The sequence below is a fragment of the Paraburkholderia sabiae genome (genome assembly GCF_030412785.1).
GTDB lineage: Bacteria > Pseudomonadota > Gammaproteobacteria > Burkholderiales > Burkholderiaceae > Paraburkholderia > Paraburkholderia sabiae.
Map to the genome: position 1 here is coordinate 706,216 of NZ_CP125295.1, position 18,205 is coordinate 724,420.

An 18,205-nucleotide genomic window follows, 5' to 3' on the forward strand; every position below is an offset into this window, starting at 1 on the left:
CGATTGTGATTGGATGCTTCGCGCCGTCGTCGGGCGCTTTACAGGTCTTGCTTTAGCCGTACGTGCTGCTGGAACTGAGCGTCGCGGCGAGGATGTCTTCGTCGATGGAAAGGCCGAGGCCCGGTGCGTCCGACAACGTGATCCAGCCTTCGCTGTCGATATCGATCGGGTTCTTCAGCATGAAGTCGCGGCGCTCGATCGACCATTCGGGCGGGTCGTACGGAAATTCGATGAACGGCGCGCTCGCGGCGCCCGCCGTCAGATGCAGATTCGCGGCGACGCCGATGCCGTTGCCCCACGTGTGCGGCGTGAAGACCTTGCCGCGCGCCTCGACGGCTTGCGCGAGCTTGCGCAGACCTTCCATGCCGAGCGAGCACGCGACGTCCGGCTGATACACGTCGAGGCATTCGTGCGCGAGCAACTGGTCGAACTCGTAGCGCTCGCGAGTCATCTCGCCGCCCGCGATGCGCAGTTCCGGCGCGACCGCCTGGCGCAGCCGCGCCATGCCGTCGTAGTCGCCGCGATGCAGCGGCTCTTCCATCCAGTAGACGCGCTGCTTTTCGAGTTCGCGCGCGACGCCGAGCGCTTCGTCGAAGGTCCACGGCGCGGCCGTGTCCCAAGGCATGCGCCAGCCCTGATTGCAGTCGACCATCAGTTCGAGTCGGTCACCGACGGCTTCGCGTACGGCGGCGAGCACGGCGAAATCGTCTTTCAGCTGCGGACGTCCGAAGCGGATCTTGAGCGCTGGAAAGCCACGTTCGGCGACATGCAGTGCCATGCGCGCCATCTCGTCGGGCCGGCGATGCACGCCGCTCGACGCATACGCGCGAATCCTGTGACTGCGCCCGCCCGCCATCCGCCAGCACGCCTTGCCGCGGATTTTCCCTGCGAGATCCCACAGCGCGATATCGAGCGGCCACGGACGGCCGGCGTGAAAGCCGATGTTGTCGAGCACGGCACTGTGGCGCGCGAGATCGAGCGGATCGGCGCCGATGAACAGATGCTGGTAATCCGCGAAGCCGTACATCGCGTCGCCGGAGCCGAAGCCGACGCGGCCGGCGTCGTCGTGCACGCGCACGATCGTCGCGGGAAATTTGCGGCGCGGCTGGCTATCCCAGGAGGCGGGGAAGGGCGGATCGAGCACCAGCTGGTGGTGCGTAATCTCGATCCGGGTAATCCGGGCCGCGTGTGCACTGTGTGCAGTCTGATTCACGACCTGGCTTGCTTCACGATCCATCAGGCGTCTCCTCCTGTTGACCGGCGTCGGCGTTTTTTTGCCTTTGCCTGGGTCCCATGCCGATGCTTTCGCCGATTGATTGATGCGGTGCCGCATTCAATCCGCAGACGATGCATCCCGGATGGGATAAGAATGACGCAATGCTATGAAGCTGCAGCAGGCAACTCAATCGCTTCAATAAAAGTAAATGACTGCATCCAATTCTGGGATATGCAGTGCGTATCATCCGAATGACACAACTCAACGAACTACCGGAGACCGTCGCATCATGGCGATGAATGCCTGGCTGCCGAGAATCGAGGCGGGCAGCGAACCGAAATACCAGGTCATTGCGCGCGCGTTCGCGCAGGCCATCCTCAACGGTCAATTGCCCGCCGGCGAAAAGCTGCCGCCGCACCGTTCGCTCGCAAGCGAACTGCGGGTGACGACGGGCACGATCAGCCGCGCGTATGCCGAACTGGAGCGCCAGGGACTCGCGAACGCGCGCGTCGGCGACGGCACGTATGTCGCGCAGGCTCGCTCGCGTGAATTGCCACCCGTCGCGAACGGCTACACGATGCTGCGCCCCGGCGCGGCCAGCGCGCCGCCGCTGATCGACCTCGGCCAGAACGTCCCGCAGTCGACGGAAGAAGCGGCTGCGCTTTCCGTCACGCTCGCCGACATCGCCACCGATCAGCGCCTCACGGCCGAACTGCTGCAATACGCGCCCGAGGCGGGCTCGATGCGCCATCGTCTCGCGGGCGCCGCGTGGCTCGGTCGCGCGGGCAGTCCGGCGAGCGCGTCGCGCGTGCTCGTCACGCAGGGCGCGCAGCATGCGCTCGCGTCGGTGCTGCGTGCCGTCACGCGTCCCGGCGATACCGTGCTCGCGGAAGTGGTCAGCTATCCCGGCATCATCGCGCTCGCGCGGCAGTTGCGGCTGCATCTCGTGGGTGTCGAGATCGATCAGGAAGGGCTCGTGCCCGCCGCGCTGGAACTCGCGTGCAAGTCGCTGCATCCGCGCGCGATCTTCTGCGTGCCGACTATCCACAATCCGACTACGGCGACGATGTCGGCGGAACGGCGCGACGCCGTCGCGGAAATCCTGCAGCGCCATGGCGTGCTGCTGATCGAAGACATCGTCCCGGCGATGCTGCTCGAAACGCCGCCCGAGCCGCTCGCGGTGCGCATGCCGGAACAGGCGTTTCTGATCGCGGGGCTGTCGAAGTCGGTCGCGCCGGGGCTGCGCGTCGGCTATCTGCAGGCGCCGAGCGCGTGGTGCTCGAAGATCGCCGCTGTGATCCGCAGCGACTGCTGGATGACGGCGCCGCTGATGGCCGAGATCGTGTCGCGCTGGATCGAAAGCGGCGAGATGGACCGGCTCAATGCGTTGCAGCGTGCGCGGATCGATGCGGAACATGCCGTCGCGAACGATGCGCTGACGGACGTCGCCTATCGGCAGGCGCCGACCAGTTCGCATCTGTGGCTGCCGCTGCCCGAACCGTGGCGCGCGGCGGAATTCGCGGCGGCGCTGCGTCAGGAGGGCGTGCTCGTGAAGACGGCGGACAGCTTCGTGATCGGCCGCAATGCCGCGCCGCACGCAATCCGCATCTGCATGAGCGGCGCGACGTCGCTCGATGCGCTCGCCCGCGGCCTTTCGCTGATTCGCACCACGCTCGAACACGGGCTCGAAAGCGGCATGGCTTCTTCATACGCGCCTTGAGGGGCGCTTGCTGCACGTCGTGGTCTGACGGAATCACAGAGCAAGAAGCGGAGCGCGACGGCTGACTGAAACCGTGACGATGAGTTTTTCGTCATCGCGTCACGGAGGCAGCCGATGCGCTTTCCCTTTTCTCACTCGCGCGCCGCGTTACCCGCGCCGTTTCAGCAGCTTGCGTGGTCGAACCTGATCGCGCAGTCGGCGGAGCAGATCAGTCTCGCCGCCGCGCCGCTCGTCGCCGTGTTCACGCTCGGCGCGAGCGCCCGCGATACGGGGCTCTTGCAGACGGCGCAGACCTTGCCGTTCCTGCTGCTTTCGATTCCCTTGGGCGTCTATGCCGACCGACGTTCGCGCCGCGCGCTGATGGCCGTGTCGGAAGGTGTGCGTGCGCTGGCGATGGCAACCGTGCTGCTGCTCGTGCTCTCTCACGCGTTGACGTTGCCGCTGCTCGCCGTGCTCGGCTTTTTCGGCGCGACGGGCACGGTCGCGTACAGCGTCGCCGCGCCCGCGCTCGTGCCCGCGCTCGTCGCGCGCGATGCGCTTCCCGTCGCCAACGGACGTATCGAGCTTGCGCGCAGCGTCGCGTATTCGGCGGGGCCGGCGCTGGGCGGGCTGCTGGTCGGATGGATCGGCGCGGGCTGGGCGTATGGATGCGCAGCGGGCTTGTCGGCACTGGCGGCGGCGCTGCTGGCCGGCTTGCGCGAGCCGCCGCGCGCGGCTGCGGTCACGCGCCACTTCATGCTCGAACTGCGCGACGGCGCGCGCTTCGTGTTCGGCGACGAGTTGCTGCGTCCGATGCTCGCGACGGCCGTATTCTTCAATATCGGCTTCTTCACGCTGCAGGCGGTGTATGTGCCGTATGCCGTGCATCGGCTGGGGCTGGGCGCGACGGCTGTCGGCGTGACGCTCGGCGCGTACGGCGTCGGCATGGTGTGCGGCGCGCTGGCCGCGCCTTCCGTCGCGCGGCGGGTGACGTTCGGACGCACGCTGATCGTCGGGCCGTTCTGTGGACTGGCCGCTTCGCTCGCGATGGTCGCGACGCTCGCCGTGCCGTCGTTCTGGCTCGCGGCGGCGAGCTTCTTCCTGCTCGGCGCGGGGCCGATTCTGTGGACGGTCGGTTCGACGACGCTGCGTCAGGCGATTACGCCCGCCGGCATGATGGGCCGCGTGTCGGCGCTCAACAGCACGGCGACGTACGGCGCGCGGCCCGTGGGCGCGCTGCTGGGCGCGGCGATCAGCGCGCGCTTCGGCATGGACGCCTGTCTGGTCGCGGCCGCGCTCGGCTTTGCCGTGCAGGCGTGGATCATCGTGATATCGCCGGCGGCGCGGCTCGCGCGGATTCCTGACAGCGGCGCGATGGCTTCTTCGTGAAGCCATCGTGAAGGGTTATGCGCCAGACAGCACGGCGCTTACTCCTTGCCGAACTCCTTCGCCGCGCGGTCGATCGCATCGGCCGCCGCGCCTGCGTGCGCGACGGGCAGCAGATGGCTCGACGGCGTTTCGACGATCGTCGCGCCGATGCGATGCGCCATCCAGCGCTGGATTTCCGGCGACACCGCGCGGTCGCGCGTCGTCACGATGTACCACGACGGCTTGTAGCGCCACGCGGCTTGTGTCGCGCGCTCTTCGAAGGACTTGGCCGCGATCGGCTGCTGCGCGGCGACGAGCACGCGGGTCAGGTTTTCGGGGACGTCGGCGGCGAAGTCGGCGTGATAGCGCGCCGGGTCGAGCCACAGAAAGCCGCTGCTGTCCTTCGTCATCGCCGAGCCGGCGGGCATCTGCGGGCCGCGCTTGAGAATATCGACCGACGATTCGCCGATATCCGGCGCGATCGCCGCCACGTAGACGAGGCCGACGACCTTCGATGCATCCGGTCCCGAGCCCGCCTCCGTAATCACGAAGCCGCCCCACGAATGGCCGACCAGCACAGTCGGGCCGGTCAGTTGCGCGAGCACGCGTCTGGTGGCCGCGATGTCCTCGGCGGCCGAGGTCAGCGGAATCTGCACCGACGCGACGCGATACCCCTTCTTCTGCAAGCGCGCGATCACGCCGTTCCAGCTCGATCCGTCGACGAACGCGCCATGTACGAGCACGATGTTCTGCACGGGACCGCTGGGTGGCGTGGAAGCCGCGGTGGGGCGAGGCGCGGGAGCGGGAGCCGGTGCTGCGGGTGGTGCAGCTGGCGGCGTGGCTTCCGTGGCGGAAGGCGCGGGCGCAGCAGGCTCGGCATCGGGCGCCGCCGATGGCGCGGGCTGCGCCGCGGGTTGTCCCGTCTGCGCATGGACGCCGGTTGTGGCGACGAACGCGCCAAGGAGAACGGCATAGAGCAGATGTTTCGGCGACATGGCGACTCCATCGGCTGGACGGGATTCTGGGAACATACCGAACGCAAGCCAGGGTGACAACCGCAATCGCACGGAGTTTTCGGACACGTTGCGCAACGATTTGGCGGGAGCATGGAAATCCGTGGCGCAAGTTCTGACATGGACCGTCTCGGTGGTTCGGTTGAGCAGGGCGGGCGAGCACTGAGCCGAAGGGTACAATTTATGATTTTTCCGCACGGGTACGATCGGCCCGGCGCGGATTCGGTTGAGTGCAATGCAGTGGAGTGAGACATCTTGAGTGACGGACTTAACGGACAGCAGCATGACGGCCTGAAGCGTGGGCTGAAGAACCGCCATATCCAGCTGATCGCGCTGGGCGGCGCGATCGGTACGGGGCTTTTTCTGGGATCGGCGGGGGTTTTGAAATCGGCGGGACCGTCGATGATTCTCGGCTACGCGATCGGCGGATTCATTGCGTTTCTGATCATGCGTCAACTCGGCGAAATGGTTGCGCAGGAACCCGTTGCGGGTTCGTTCAGCCACTTCGCGTACAAGTACTGGGGCGATTTCCCGGGCTTCCTGTCGGGCTGGAACTACTGGATGCTGTACGTGCTCGTGAGCATGGCCGAACTGACGGCTGTCGGCACTTATGTGCACTTCTGGTGGCCGGACGTGCCGGCGTGGGTGTCGGCGCTCGTGTGCTTCGTCGTGATCAACGCGATCAACCTCACGAACGTGAAGGCATACGGCGAGACTGAGTTCTGGTTCGCGATCATCAAGGTCGTGGCCGTGATCGGCATGATCCTGTTCGGCGGCTATCTGCTGCTGAGCGGCAACGGCGGTCCGCAGGCATCGATCTCGAACCTGTGGAGCCACGGCGGCTTCTTCCCGCACGGCTTCAATGGCCTGTTCATGATGCTCGCGGTGATCATGTTCTCGTTCGGCGGGTTGGAACTGATCGGCATCACGGCCGCCGAAGCCGACGATCCGCAGAAGAGCATTCCGAAGGCCGTGAATCAGGTGATCTACCGGATTCTGATTTTCTACATCTGCTCGCTGGTCGTGCTGCTGTCGCTGTATCCGTGGAATCAGGTCGCGGAAGGCGGCAGTCCGTTCGTGATGATCTTTTCGCAGATCGGCGCGGGTTTGACGGCGAATGTTCTTAACGTCGTCGTGCTGACGGCGGCGCTGTCGGTGTACAACAGCGGCGTCTATGCGAATAGCCGCATGCTGTACGGTCTCGCGGAGCAGGGCAATGCGCCGCGCGCGCTGCTAAAGGTGGACAAACGCGGCGTGCCGTATATGGCGATCGGGCTGTCGGCGCTCGCGACGTTCGCTTGCGTGATCATCAATTACCTGATTCCCGCGAAGGCGCTCGACGTGCTGATGGCGCTCGTCGTCGCAGCGCTGGTGCTGAACTGGTCGCTGATCAGCCTGACGCATCTGAAGTCGCGTCGCGCGATGCTTGCGCAGGGCGAGACGCTCGTCTTCAAGTCGCTGTGGTTCCCGCTCGGCAACTGGCTCTGCCTCGCGTTCATGGCGATGGTGCTCGTGATTCTCGCGATGACGCCGGGACTCAATGTGTCGGTGCTGCTGGTGCCTGTGTGGCTCTTCGTGATGTGGATCGGCTATGTGGTGAAGCGCCGACGCGCGGCGGCGCATCGGCTGGCGGGGGCAACGGGCGGGCGGTGAATTTTCGCTGAGCCGCATGACACATGATGCAAAAAAGCCGGATTCGCCGTGAGGCGATCCGGCTTTTGTCTTTTTGGTTTTTTTTGGGTTTCGAAGGCGGCCAGAAAACACAAAACCCGCGGCATCCGATGGATGAACGCGGGTTCAGTGAGATGAAGCTGAATTCTGGTGCCCAGGGCCGGACTCGAACCGGCACGCCTTGCGGCGGGGGATTTTGAGTCCCCTGCGTCTACCTGTTTCACCACCTGGGCATTTCTTGCGACTGCACCGGCGCTTTGACGTCGGGCTGCCGGGCGAAGACGCAGATTATGGCCGAAAACCCGCTCGCGGGCAAGCCGACGCCGTTACACCGTTCGGGAAAACCGCTGCATCGACTGTTGGCCCAGATAACGGTCGAACACCATCGCGATGTTGCGCACGAGCATCCGCCCAGCCACCTGCACATCGAGCCGTCCCGCGCCGATCTTCACGAGCCCGTCGTCCTCGAAGGCGCGCAGCCGTTCCAGTTCGGGCGCGAACGTGTCCTGAAAGCGGATGCCGTACGCGGCCTCGAATTCGTCGAAACGCAATTCCAGGTTGCACATCAGCTGGGTGATGATGTCGCGCCGCAGCCGGTCGTCGGCGGATAGACGCACGCCGCGTGTGATCGCCAGCTCGCCTGTGTCGATGGCCGCTGCGTAGCCCGTCAGGTCTTTCGCGTTCTGCGCGTACACATCGCCGACCTTGCCGATCGACGATGCCCCGAAGCCGATCAGATCGCACTCGGCACGCGTGCTGTAGCCCTGGAAGTTGCGATGCAGTGTGCGCTGCGCCTGCGCACGCGCGAGTTCGTCGGTGGGCAGCGCGAAATGGTCCATGCCGATATACACATAGCCCGCGTCCGTCAGTCGCTCGACGACGCGTTGCAAAATCGCGAGCCGCTCAGCGGGCGAGGGCAGCGTCGACGGATCCATCTGCCGCTGCATCTTGAAAAGTTGCGGCATGTGCGCGTAGCCGAAGACGGAGAGCCTGTCGGGCGCGAGTTCGAGCATCGTATCGAGCGTCCTGCTGAAGCTGCTCACCGTCTGATACGGCAGGCCGTAGATGAGATCGACGCCTATCGAATGAAAACCCGTCGCGCGCGCGGCGCGGATTACGCTCGCCGTCATTTCGAGCGGCTGGATGCGATTGATCGCGCGCTGCACGACGGGATCGAAGTCCTGCACACCGAGGCTCAAACGATTGAAGCCGAGATTGCGCAAATGCACGATGGTTTTCGGCGGCGCCTCGCGCGGATCGACTTCGATCGAGAACTCGCCTTCGGCGTCGCTGCGCAGCAGGAAGTGCTCGCGCGTGGTGGCCATCAGTTCCGACATTTCGTCGTGCGACAGAAAAGTCGGTGTGCCGCCGCCCCAATGCAACTGCGTCACAGGCCGGGACGTATCGAAGAGTTCGGCCTGCAGCGCGATTTCGCGCTTGAGCCGCGCGAGATACGGCGCCGAGCGCGCGCGGTTCTTCGTCACCACCTTGTTGCAGCCGCAATAGAAGCAGACGGTGTCGCAAAACGGAATGTGGAAGTACAGCGAGAGACCGGTTTCCGATGCGCCTTTGTCGGCGGCGGCGCGGCGGTAGTCGTCGGGCGAGAAGTCGTCGCGGAACTGGAGGGCCGTCGGGTACGACGTGTAGCGTGGTCCGTTCGCGCTGTACTTCGCGAGCAGGTCGGGACGGAACAGCGAATCCGCCGAAGGGAAAGAAGGCGCGGTGTTCATCGAATCGGTCTCCAGACGCGCGCCTGATTTCGTCGGGCCAGATGATCTGGACAGGCGACGTGCGAGCGTGGGTTGAGCTCGAACGAGTGTAAGGGCGTGCGTCTATGAGACATTGAGTAAAAAGGTCGCAACGCGTCAGATGGCACAATGTCGGTTGATCGGCGTCAAGGTTTTGCGGATTTGAGCGCCGTTTCGTGTACTCGTGTATCAGGAAGTCTGTCGTGTCTCTCCCTTTGTCTCACACGCCGTCCGCTGCGCCGGATCACGCGTGCCGCCCGAATTGCGGCGCGTGCTGCATCGCGCCGTCGATTTCGAGCCCGATTCCCGGCATGCCGCACGGCAAGCCCGCGGGCGTACGCTGCGTGCAGCTCGGCGACGATCTGCGCTGCGCGATCTTCGGCAAGCCGGAACGTCCGGCGTGCTGTTCGGGTCTACAGCCACAGCCGGATATGTGCGGCAGTTCGCGCGACGAAGCGCTCGTCTGGCTCACGCGTCTGGAAGCCGATACGCGCCCGTGACCGGCGGCGTCGCGGCACGAAAGACGGAACACAATTCATCGAAAGCAATACCGGCGCGGCGCTCGCCCTGCCACAGGAGAATCTGCATGACGCAATCCGCTGCGCCCGCACGGCGCCGCTTTCTGGTTTCCGCGCTGTCCGTCTGCGTGGCCGCAGGCATCACGGCGCCGCTTGTCGCATGCGCAACGTCGACGTTCCCGTTTATTCCGGATCACTACACGTTTTCGCAGAAGCAGGTTCAGGACGCCGTACAGCGCAAGTTTCCGTATCAGCGCACGGTGTCGCAGGTGTTCGATGTCGCGCTGAGCAATCCCGTTGTCGGCTTGCTGCCCGATACGAACCGCGTCTCGGTGCGGCTCGATGCGCGGCTCGCGAGTCCGTTCCTGCAGCAGCCGGTGAACGGCGTGTTCACACTGTCGAGCCAGCTCGAATACGATCCACAAAGCCGTTCCGTCGTGCTGCGCCAGCCGAATGTCGACAACGTGAGCGTCGACGGCAACGCGCAGGCCTATACGCAGCAGATCAACGCGGCCGCGGCAGTGCTCGCCACCCAGCTGCTGACCAACTATCCCGTCTACACATTCAAGCCCGAGCAGCTGCAATTTGCCGGAGTGAATTACGAACCCGGTACAATCACGGTCCTTACAAACGGCATACGCGTGCAGATCGTCGAAAAGTGACACACGCGCGGCCGGGCGGCCGCGCCGACCTTGCTGACGCAGCCGTTTTGCCTACCAACTCCAAGCGAAAAGGCCACGGATGGACTGGATCATCACGTTGAAGGCGCTCATTCTCGGCGTCGTGGAAGGCTTGACCGAATTTTTGCCGGTGTCGAGCACGGGTCACCTGATCGTGGCCGGCAGTTTGCTGAACTTCGATGTCCCGCAGGAAAAAACTTTCGATGTCGTGATCCAGCTCGGCGCGATTCTCGCCGTGTGCTGGGAATTCCGGCAGCGCATCATCGACGTCGTGTCGGGACTCGCGACGCGCACCGAAGCGCGGCGCTTCACGCTCAACGTGATCATCGCGACCATTCCGGCGATCGTGCTCGGGCTGCTGTTCGAAAAAGCGATCAAGGCGGTGCTGTTTTCGCCCGTGCCTGTCGCGTTCGCGCTGGTGGTCGGCGGCGTGCTGATCCTCTGGGTCGAGGCGCGGCAGCGCAACCGGCCGGACGTTCGGGCGCGCGTCCATTCGGTCGACGACATGACGCCGCTCGACGCGCTCAAGGTCGGTCTCGCGCAATGCTTCGCGCTGATTCCGGGCATGTCGCGCTCCGGTTCGACGATCATCGGCGGCATGCTGTTCGGGCTCGACCGGCGCGTGGCGACCGAGTTCTCGTTCTTCCTCGCAATCCCCATCATCTTCGGCGCGACGGTGTACGAGCTGCACAAGGGCTGGCACGAACTGTCGACGGATGCGCTCGGGCTTTTCTCGATCGGTTTTCTGGCCGCGTTCGTCAGCGCGTTCGCTTGCGTGCGCTGGCTGCTGCGCTACATCGCCGCGCACGATTTCAGCGCGTTTGCGTGGTATCGGATCGGCTTCGGTCTGCTGATCCTGCTGATCGGCTATAGCGGCGGTTTGAGCTGGGCGGATTGACGTCTTTTGAAACGCCGAATATGAAAAAGGCCTGCGGTGTGCAAACCGCAGGCCTTTTTTGTTGCCGATTAAGCCAGTGTGCTTCAGCTATTCGGACGACGCTTGTAGATCAGATCCCACACGCTGTGCCCAAGGCGCAGGCCGCGCTTCTCGAACTTCGTCACAGGGCGATAGTCGGGACGCGGCGCGTAATCCTTGGCGGTGTTTTCGAGTGCGGGTTCCGCGCCCAGCACTTCGAGCATCTGTTCTGCGTAGTTCTGCCAGTCGGTCGCGCAATGGATGTACGCGCCCGGCTTCAGCCGCGACACCAGCAGCGCGACGAACTTCGGCTGGATCAGGCGGCGCTTGTGATGGCGCGCCTTGTGCCACGGATCGGGAAAGAAGATATGCACGCCGTCCAGACTCTCGGGCGCGATCATGTTTTCGAGTACTTCGACGGCGTCGTGCTGGATGATGCGGATGTTCGACAGATTGTGCTCGCCCATCAGCTTGAGCAGCGCGCCGACGCCCGGCTCGTGCACTTCGACGCCGAGAAAGTCGTCGTTCGAGCGATGCGTCGCGATTTCCGCCGTCGTCGCGCCCATGCCGAAGCCGATTTCCAGAATGCGCGGCGCACGGCGGCCGAAAACGGCTTCCCAGTCAGGCTGCTCAGGCGAATAGGGCACGACGTAGCGCGGGCCGAGTTCGTCCATCGCGCGGCGCTGGCCCGTCGACACTCGGCCGGCGCGCGTCACAAAGCTGCGGATGCGGCGCAGATGCAGCGGGTTGTCCGACGCAGCGGCGTCAGCGATTTCCGGCAGTTCGTCGTCCGTGAGTTGGGAGGGATCGCGCGGCAGACCGGCTTCGTTCGGATCGTGAATCATCGTGATGAAGGCAAGATTGGCGGCGGAAATCACTGAAACTGACTGGGCGTGAGGCGCGTCTTTCCGTGCTCGACAGGAGGTCGCTATAAAAGCACGCTATAAAAAAGCCGCCTTCAGGGAGGCGGCTCTCACGCTGGATTTCCGCCTGCTCTCCCTATGCGCGCGTTGCGGCAGAGGGAGCGGCTGAAAGTGGAGCGGGCGATGGGAATCGAACCCACGGCTCTAGCTTGGGAAGCTAGGGTATTACCATTATACGACGCCCGCAGAGCGCGCTATTTTACGCGGATTCGCCGGCTTTGGGCAAATCGCCGGATGCGCGCGGCACCCGGCATCGAGTGGAATCAAGCGGAATCAGGCGCGTATCAGATGCCGAACAGCGTCAGCGACACGGCTGCGCGCGTCACGACCATCAGCAGCACCTGGACGATCACGAACAGCAGGATCGGCGACAGATCGATGCCGCCAAAGCGCGGCATGATCTTGCGCAGCGGATCGAGAAACGGCGCCGTCAGCTGATACAAAATCGGCATGGCGGGCGAACGCGGATTGAGCCACGACAGCAGCGCCATCAGGATCGTCAGCCAGATCAGCAGGTTCAGCGCCCACTTGACGACCGTCAGCAGCGCGACGATCAGCAGCGACGGCATCAGCCCGAGCGGATCGACGCCGACGATCGCGACCATCAGCACGACATAGACGATCGACGTGATCAGCGCGGCGACGAGGCTCGCCCAGTCGATGCTGCGCGTACTCGGAATGATCTTGCGCAGCGGCAGCACGAGCCAGTTGGTCGCCTGCATCACGGCACTCGACACCGGGTTGTACGGCTGCATGCGGATGAACTGGAGCCAGGCGCGCAGCAGCAGCGCCGCGCCGAACAGCGTGAAGACGGTATTGAGCAGAAAACGGGCGATATCGCCGAACATCGTGGATCCTTTCCTTCAGAAAACGTCCCGGCAGGCGGGACGCGTGGCGCCGGCGGGCCGGCGGACGGCTGACAACATCGAACGCACGACGAACGGCAAGGAACTCGCCAGAACGCGCGCGCGGATCGCCGGGGTTAGACGGCGACCTTGATTTCGCTGATCAGGATTTTGCCGTTGCCGCCGTCCGTGTAGTTGGGAATGTCGGCGAGCAATGTGTCGCTGGCGGGTTTGAAGACTTCGTAAAACGCCTCGACGGTGTCGAACAGAAAGTGCCCCGCGGCGACGAACGGCGGCGGCGAGCCCGGCGGGCCGGCGTTGATGCCGATGTCGACCGACCAGCCCTTCAGCGCTGCGCCGAACAGTTTCGCGGCGAGCGGCATGTGCGTGCCGCAGTAATAGTCGACGTCGAAACGTCCGCCTTCTCGATACGGATAGAGGATGCTGACCTTGATCATTGTGCGTTCTCGTCGGTTGGTCACGAAGCGCAGGGCGGGCGTCGTGCGCCTGCTGCGTGTCGTTGCCCGCGTGGTGGCCGGCCTTGTCGATGGGACCGTCCGTGCCGCCGATCCCGTCGCGGGCGGTAGTCATGATGGCCCCGTTCATGCCGGACGTCACATTATCACGGCTTACTCCGCGCTTGCACCTTTCGCTGCGCCTTGAAGCGTGCGGCTGAGCGACTGTTCGACAGCGGCGGCGATCGCGTCGATGGCGACGGGCGGCGTCACACGCTGGCGCGCGAGCGCGACGGCCCGCCTCGACATCAGCCCGAACAGCGCGCCGTGATCGCCGCCCAGCCCTTCCAGCAGCGACAGTTGCTTTTCCACCACGCCGACGTCGCCGCGTGAAACGGGGCCTGCCAGCGCGTTGGCGAGGCCGCGGTCGCGGGCGGTTTCGAGCGTGCGCGTCATCATCGGCAGCAGTGCGCGCAGCGCGTCGTGCTCGTCGAATCCGAGCTTGCGCCACAGGTTCACGTTTTCGGCGAGGCTGCACAGCGCGAATCCCGCCGCGTAGTGCGCTGCCGCGTGATACAGCAGGCGGCCGTCGGCGGGAATCGACAGCGGATGGCAGTGCAGCGCGCCGGCGAGCGCCACCAGCGCGTCTTTTAGCGCGCCGTCGGCCTCGATCGTCACCGAGCAGCCGGCGATCCGGTCGACGTCTGTCAAATCGCCGCTGAACAGGTAAAGTGGATGAAAACCGCCGATCGACGCGCCCTGGTCCCGAGCCGGGGCCAGCAGTTCGACGGGCGACGCGCCGCTGCAATGCACGACGGCCCAGGCTTCCTTGCCGGGCGCCGCTCGCGCTGGAAAGGCGAGTGTGTTCGCTGTCGTACCGATGCTGTCGTCCGGGACGGTTAAAAAGAGTATGTCCGCCGACTCGACGGCCCGCTGAGGGTCGTCATACGCGGCGCAGAATTCGATCTGACTGGCAAGCTGCCGCGCCGATTCCGGCGTGCGGCTCGCGATAGCCGTGACGGGATATCCGGCGCGTGCGAAGCCGAGCGCAAGACAACGCGCAATCCGGCCCGCGCCGACGAAACCCAGGCGCGGCAAGGAGGGCTGGGACATGGTTCCTGCTCCCGACGGGACTGAAGAAGGAAGCAGCAGTATCGCGCTCCAATAAATCCAGGGCGCGATCTGGCGGCTTTGGCAGGTGGTTTGGGCGCACACAAACGTGCGTTTCGCGGTCAACTGACGCTTTCAGGACCGCTCGCGACGCATGTCAGCCGATGGCCGTGCGGGCAGGCGCGAAAACTGCTTTCAGGATTTTCCGTAGGAGTGGATAGGCGGTCACCGTGGTTTTCTATGTCTCGCAGTCAGATTCGGGAGGTTACGATGAGCATCTTTGCTTACCGAAAGCACTTGCGGTTCCTCACGCATTCTCAACGCCGTCGCTGGTGGGATCAGAAGAAGCGGCTCAGCCCTCGGGTGAAGATTAGCGGCGCCTATGTGCCGCCGAATGTCACGCGCGAGTTCACGTATGTGAAAGTCGGTTGATGCTCGTTTGAAGCTCTTTTGAAGCTCTTTTGAAGCGGAACATGCAGAACGCCCGGCCAGTCGGCCGGGCGTTTTCCTTTTGGCGGACGCGAAGCACGCAGGACGCGATGATGCGCGTCCGCAACGGCCATTCGGCGAATTTGTAATTAAAGATTACCGACGCGCCACAGATCCCTTCGAACAAGCCGGTCAGGATGCCCGATCCGCATCGAACGATCGTCCAAAGCCTTGATTTTCGATACGATGCGCGTCATCTGAAGAATGACAAAAAAGCCCCGGCTAACGAACCGCTTTCCCGCAATTGCAATTTGCAACAAATGCAGACAACGGCATGCAGGCTTTTTCGATACATTGAGTTCAGAGCATGACCGTCATGCGACCCGGTCAACACGGCCGAGCCGCCAGGAGAAATACAAGTGAAGAAGATCGTTCCGTCTATCGCTGTTGCTGCTCTCGGGGTGGGAATGACCACTGCAGCGCAGGCTCATGTGTCCGTTGGTATCGGCATCGGTGTTCCGGTCGCGCCGGCATATCCGGTCTACGCGGCCCCGCCGCCCGCGTACTACGCACCGCCGCCGCCCGTCGTCTATGCGCCGCCGCCCGTGGTTTATGCACCGCCGCCGCCGGTCGTCGTAGGCGGGTACTACGGCTATCACCGGCCTTATTACCATCACGGCTACTACGGCCGTCCGTACTACCGGTATTGATGATCGGGCTGTGTAGCGCGTTGATTGGCGCTACGTCGGACTGACGACAAAACGGCGCAACGCCGGCTCATCGCCGCGTTGCGCCGTTTGCATGTGGGCGTGTGAAAACCGCGAGGGCGCTCAGCTTGCAGCGTGAGCCGTCGGCACGATCAGATCGTGGTAGCCGTTGACGATCACGCTGTACGAGAAATAAGCGAACAACACCGCCGACAGCACGTGACAGATGCGCAGCAGCCCCGTGCCGGCGCGCTTGCGTCCGTGGCTTGCCAGGCCGCAAATGAAGAGTGTCCAGCACAGTCCGCCGAGAAAAAAGCCGCCGAGAAACACGGGCGCTGTCGTCACCGATGTCGCGCCTGCCTTGGCGATCAGCGCGCCGCCGACGGCCGCGAACCACAGAATCGCGCTCGGCGAAGAAACGGCGAGCAGCACGCCGCGCAGAAAGCCGCGCTTCGGATCGAGATGCGGCGTCGACGGATCGGCTTCGCCTTCGACAGGCGGCGCCGATGCCGGAAACAGCGCCTCGCGCGCCATCTTCCAGGTCAGAAAGAGCAGGATCGCCGCGCCGCCGATCCACACGACCCAGCGCACCGACTCGAATTGCAGCAGCGCGGCCATGCCCGCGAGCGCGAGCGCCGCGTAGATCAGATCGCCGAAACAGGAACCGAGGCCGAGCCAGAAGCCCGGCCTGAAGCCGTGCGACAACGTCAGCGAGATGATCGCGACGTTGACGAGGCCGATATCGAGGCACAACGACAGCGAGAGAAAAAAACCGTCCGACAACATCGACAAGCTATGCATCCGTTCGACCGCGCTGATGATTTTTTGTAGTTGAAGAAGCCTGCAAAACAGCCCGGTTCACAGGCCGAGTTCGTTCCACAGACCGTCGATGCGCGCCTTCACGGCATCGTCCATCACGATCGGCCGACCCCACTCGCGATCGGTTTCGCCGGGCCATTTGTTGGTCGCGTCGAGTCCCATCTTCGAGCCGAGACCGGCAACGGGCGACGCGAAATCCAGATAGTCGATCGGCGTGCGATCGACCAGCACGGTATCGCGCGTCGGGTCGATGCGTGTCGTGATCGCCCAGATGACTTCCTTCCAGTCGCGGATGTTCACGTCTTCGTCGACGACAACGATGAACTTCGTGTACATGAACTGCCGCAGGAAGCTCCACACGCCGAACATCACGCGCTTCGCGTGGCCGGGATAGCTCTTCTTCATCTGCACGATGGCCATCCGGTAGCTGCAGCCTTCGGGCGGCAGATAGAAGTCGGTGATTTCGGTGAACTGCTTCTGCAGCAGCGGCACGAACACCTCGTTCAGCGCGACGCCGAGCACGGCGGGTTCGTCGGGCGGTTTGCCCGTGTAGGTGGAGTGATAGATCGCGTCGCGGCGCATCGTGATGCGCTCGATCGTGAAAACGGGAAACCACTCCTGTTCGTTGTAGTAGCCGGTGTGATCGCCGTACGGACCTTCGAGCGCATGCTCATAGGACGCGCTCGCCCCTTTCGACGGACGCGGCGGCGCACCTTCGGGCGCGGGCGCCGGCTGGCCTTCCTGCGGATAGATGAAGCCTTCGAGCACGATCTCGGCGCGCGCGGGCACCTGCAGCGTATCGACGCCCGGCGTGATGCATTTCGCGAGTTCCGTGCGGCCGCCGCGCAGCAGGCCCGCGAACTGGTATTCGGACAGCGTATCGGGCACGGGCGTCACGGCGCCGAGGATGGTCGCCGGATCGGCGCCCAGCACGACCGCGACGGGATACGGCTTGCCGGGATTCTTCAACGCGAACTCGCGGAAGTCGAGCGCGCCGCCGCGATGCGCAAGCCAGCGCATGATGACCTTGTTGCGCCCGATCACCTGTTGCCGGTAGATGCCGAGGTTCTGCCGCGTCTTGTTGGGCCCGCGCGTGACCGTGAGGCCCCAGGTGATCAGCGGACCCGCGTCGCCCGGCCAGCAGGTCTGAATGGGCAGCTTCGCGAGATCGACGTCGTTGCCTTCCCAGACGATTTCCTGGCAGGGCGGGGCGCTCACCGTCTTCGGCGCCATGTCCCAGACCGCCTTCGCCAGCGACAGCAGCTTGCCGGCGTCCTTAAGGCCCTTGGGCGGCTCCGGCTCCTTCAGCGCGGACAGCAGACGCCCGACATCGCGCAGCGACTCCAGCGCCGCCTGATCGCCGCCGGCGTCGCCCGATGCGCCGTTGTCGATACCCATGCCGAGCGCGACGCGCCGCGGCGTGCCGAACAGATTGCCGAGCACAGGGAACGCATGCGTTTCCTTCGACTCGAACAGCAGCGCGGGGCCGCCTGCGCGCAGCACGCGATCGCACAGTTCCGTCATTTCCAGGATAGGCGACACCTTTTGCGAGATACGGCGTAGCTCGCCAAGCGATTCGAGGCGGCTCGCGAAGTCACGCAGGTCTTTGTATTTCATCGGTCTGTTCGGGCTGCGATACAAGGGCTACAGAAGCTGGCGGCACGGTGACGAACAGGTGACGAACGACCGCGCCGAATGGATTGTCGATTTTACCTGCGTTGGGAAGCGCACGTTGAATACGGAAAATGTCAATCGGCTGGAAAGGCCCGTATGCAGGGCGCTTGAAGCTCCTGAACAGTGTTCATTATTACAATTGGTTATAGTTTTGACATTCTATAGTGTTGACGATCTATAAAACCCTGATAGAATCCGGTCACATCGGTTGCAGGGTATTGATAGTTTTTACCACCGTCCCCCGGTCCTTCAGACGCAACGCGTCGCTCTTACCGCCCCTGCACGGTATTGACGGTCATATGTAGTCTCCACCAGCGCATTTCGACGCTGGTTTTTCGCGTGGGAGCCAACGAATGCGTGCTTTTTGGCATGCAGGCGGCCCTTTTCAAGATTTTGGCTCCCCAACGGTACTTT

At 64.0% G+C, this 18,205-nt stretch carries 17 protein-coding genes and 2 tRNA genes; 8 read left to right on the plus strand and 11 right to left on the minus strand.

All coding sequences use genetic code 11. The features are described 5' to 3' along the window. Window positions 1-52 precede the first annotated feature (52 nt). The gene (locus QEN71_RS03170) at window positions 53-1,237 is read right to left on the minus strand and encodes a mandelate racemase/muconate lactonizing enzyme family protein (protein WP_201650617.1); all 1,185 of its coding nucleotides are present in this window, start codon (window positions 1,235-1,237) and stop codon (window positions 53-55) included. A gap of 268 nt (window positions 1,238-1,505) precedes the next feature. On the opposite strand from QEN71_RS03170, the gene QEN71_RS03175 reads away from it, so the two are divergent. Both QEN71_RS03175 and QEN71_RS03180 read left to right on the plus strand, forming a co-directional pair. After that, the gene (locus QEN71_RS03175; RefSeq protein ID WP_201650616.1) at window positions 1,506-2,936 is read left to right on the plus strand and encodes an aminotransferase-like domain-containing protein; all 1,431 of its coding nucleotides are present in this window, start codon (window positions 1,506-1,508) and stop codon (window positions 2,934-2,936) included. A gap of 114 nt (window positions 2,937-3,050) precedes the next feature. Beyond that, entirely contained in the window at window positions 3,051-4,304 is a 1,254-nt protein-coding gene (locus QEN71_RS03180) for an MFS transporter (protein WP_201650615.1), read from the plus strand. A gap of 38 nt (window positions 4,305-4,342) precedes the next feature. On the opposite strand, the gene QEN71_RS03185 is transcribed toward QEN71_RS03180, so the two are convergent. Continuing rightward, on the minus strand, window positions 4,343-5,278 hold the full coding sequence (locus tag QEN71_RS03185) for an alpha/beta hydrolase (RefSeq protein ID WP_201650614.1): 936 nt from the start codon (window positions 5,276-5,278) through the stop codon (window positions 4,343-4,345). 273 nt (window positions 5,279-5,551) lie between these two features. On the opposite strand from QEN71_RS03185, the gene QEN71_RS03190 reads away from it, so the two are divergent. Further along, on the plus strand, window positions 5,552-6,949 hold the full coding sequence (locus QEN71_RS03190; RefSeq protein ID WP_377790997.1) for an amino acid permease: 1,398 nt from the start codon (window positions 5,552-5,554) through the stop codon (window positions 6,947-6,949). 166 nt (window positions 6,950-7,115) lie between these two features. Here the strand turns inward: QEN71_RS03190 and QEN71_RS03195 are convergent. Together QEN71_RS03195 and hemN are read right to left on the minus strand one after the other, a co-directional pair. Continuing rightward, window positions 7,116-7,200 (minus strand) — tRNA-Leu (locus QEN71_RS03195). A gap of 93 nt (window positions 7,201-7,293) precedes the next feature. Then, window positions 7,294-8,697, minus strand: a complete 1,404-nt coding sequence (hemN, locus tag QEN71_RS03200; protein ID WP_201650613.1) for an oxygen-independent coproporphyrinogen III oxidase — start codon at window positions 8,695-8,697, stop codon at window positions 7,294-7,296. 221 nt (window positions 8,698-8,918) lie between these two features. Here hemN and QEN71_RS03205 point away from each other — a divergent pair, with 221 nt between their 5' ends. The 3 genes from QEN71_RS03205 (at window position 8,919) to QEN71_RS03215 (ending at window position 10,811) form a co-directional block, all read left to right on the plus strand. Then, window positions 8,919-9,215 carry a YkgJ family cysteine cluster protein gene (locus tag QEN71_RS03205; protein ID WP_201650612.1) on the plus strand — a complete coding sequence of 99 codons (297 nt, stop codon included), beginning with the start codon at window positions 8,919-8,921 and terminating at the stop codon, window positions 9,213-9,215. Window positions 9,216-9,301: 86 nt separating this feature from the next. Continuing rightward, window positions 9,302-9,895, plus strand: a complete 594-nt coding sequence (locus QEN71_RS03210) for a DUF1439 domain-containing protein (RefSeq protein ID WP_201650611.1) — start codon at window positions 9,302-9,304, stop codon at window positions 9,893-9,895. 79 nt (window positions 9,896-9,974) lie between these two features. Next, on the plus strand, window positions 9,975-10,811 hold the full coding sequence (locus QEN71_RS03215) for an undecaprenyl-diphosphate phosphatase (protein ID WP_201650610.1): 837 nt from the start codon (window positions 9,975-9,977) through the stop codon (window positions 10,809-10,811). Window positions 10,812-10,894: 83 nt separating this feature from the next. On the opposite strand, the gene trmB is transcribed toward QEN71_RS03215, so the two are convergent. The 5 genes from trmB to QEN71_RS03240 all read right to left on the minus strand — a co-directional run bounded on the left by trmB (window position 10,895) and on the right by QEN71_RS03240 (window position 14,165). After that, entirely contained in the window at window positions 10,895-11,674 is a 780-nt protein-coding gene (gene trmB / locus QEN71_RS03220; RefSeq protein WP_201650833.1) for a tRNA (guanosine(46)-N7)-methyltransferase TrmB, read from the minus strand. 190 nt (window positions 11,675-11,864) lie between these two features. Then, a tRNA-Gly gene (locus QEN71_RS03225) sits at window positions 11,865-11,938 on the minus strand. Window positions 11,939-12,036: 98 nt separating this feature from the next. Further along, on the minus strand, window positions 12,037-12,600 hold the full coding sequence (locus QEN71_RS03230) for a YggT family protein (RefSeq protein ID WP_201650609.1): 564 nt from the start codon (window positions 12,598-12,600) through the stop codon (window positions 12,037-12,039). A gap of 134 nt (window positions 12,601-12,734) precedes the next feature. Beyond that, window positions 12,735-13,055, minus strand: coding sequence for an EthD family reductase (locus tag QEN71_RS03235; RefSeq protein WP_201650608.1), 321 nt, complete (start codon window positions 13,053-13,055; stop codon window positions 12,735-12,737). 171 nt (window positions 13,056-13,226) lie between these two features. Then, window positions 13,227-14,165 carry a Rossmann-like and DUF2520 domain-containing protein gene (locus QEN71_RS03240; protein ID WP_201650607.1) on the minus strand — a complete coding sequence of 313 codons (939 nt, stop codon included), beginning with the start codon at window positions 14,163-14,165 and terminating at the stop codon, window positions 13,227-13,229. A 267-nt stretch (window positions 14,166-14,432) separates the two neighbouring features. Between QEN71_RS03240 and QEN71_RS03245 the strand changes: the two genes are divergently transcribed. Beyond that, window positions 14,433-14,594, plus strand: a complete 162-nt coding sequence (locus QEN71_RS03245; protein WP_167528645.1) for a hypothetical protein — start codon at window positions 14,433-14,435, stop codon at window positions 14,592-14,594. 416 nt (window positions 14,595-15,010) lie between these two features. Next, a complete protein-coding gene (locus tag QEN71_RS03250; protein ID WP_201650606.1) occupies window positions 15,011-15,301 on the plus strand; it encodes a hypothetical protein in 291 nt (96 codons plus the stop codon). 120 nt (window positions 15,302-15,421) lie between these two features. Here the strand turns inward: QEN71_RS03250 and QEN71_RS03255 are convergent, their stop codons facing one another. Together QEN71_RS03255 and QEN71_RS03260 are read right to left on the minus strand one after the other, a co-directional pair. Next, the gene (locus QEN71_RS03255) at window positions 15,422-16,099 is read right to left on the minus strand and encodes a LysE family translocator (protein WP_201650605.1); all 678 of its coding nucleotides are present in this window, start codon (window positions 16,097-16,099) and stop codon (window positions 15,422-15,424) included. 57 nt (window positions 16,100-16,156) lie between these two features. Beyond that, entirely contained in the window at window positions 16,157-17,734 is a 1,578-nt protein-coding gene (locus QEN71_RS03260; RefSeq protein WP_201650604.1) for a UbiD family decarboxylase, read from the minus strand. Between the last annotated feature and the right edge of the window lie 471 nt (window positions 17,735-18,205).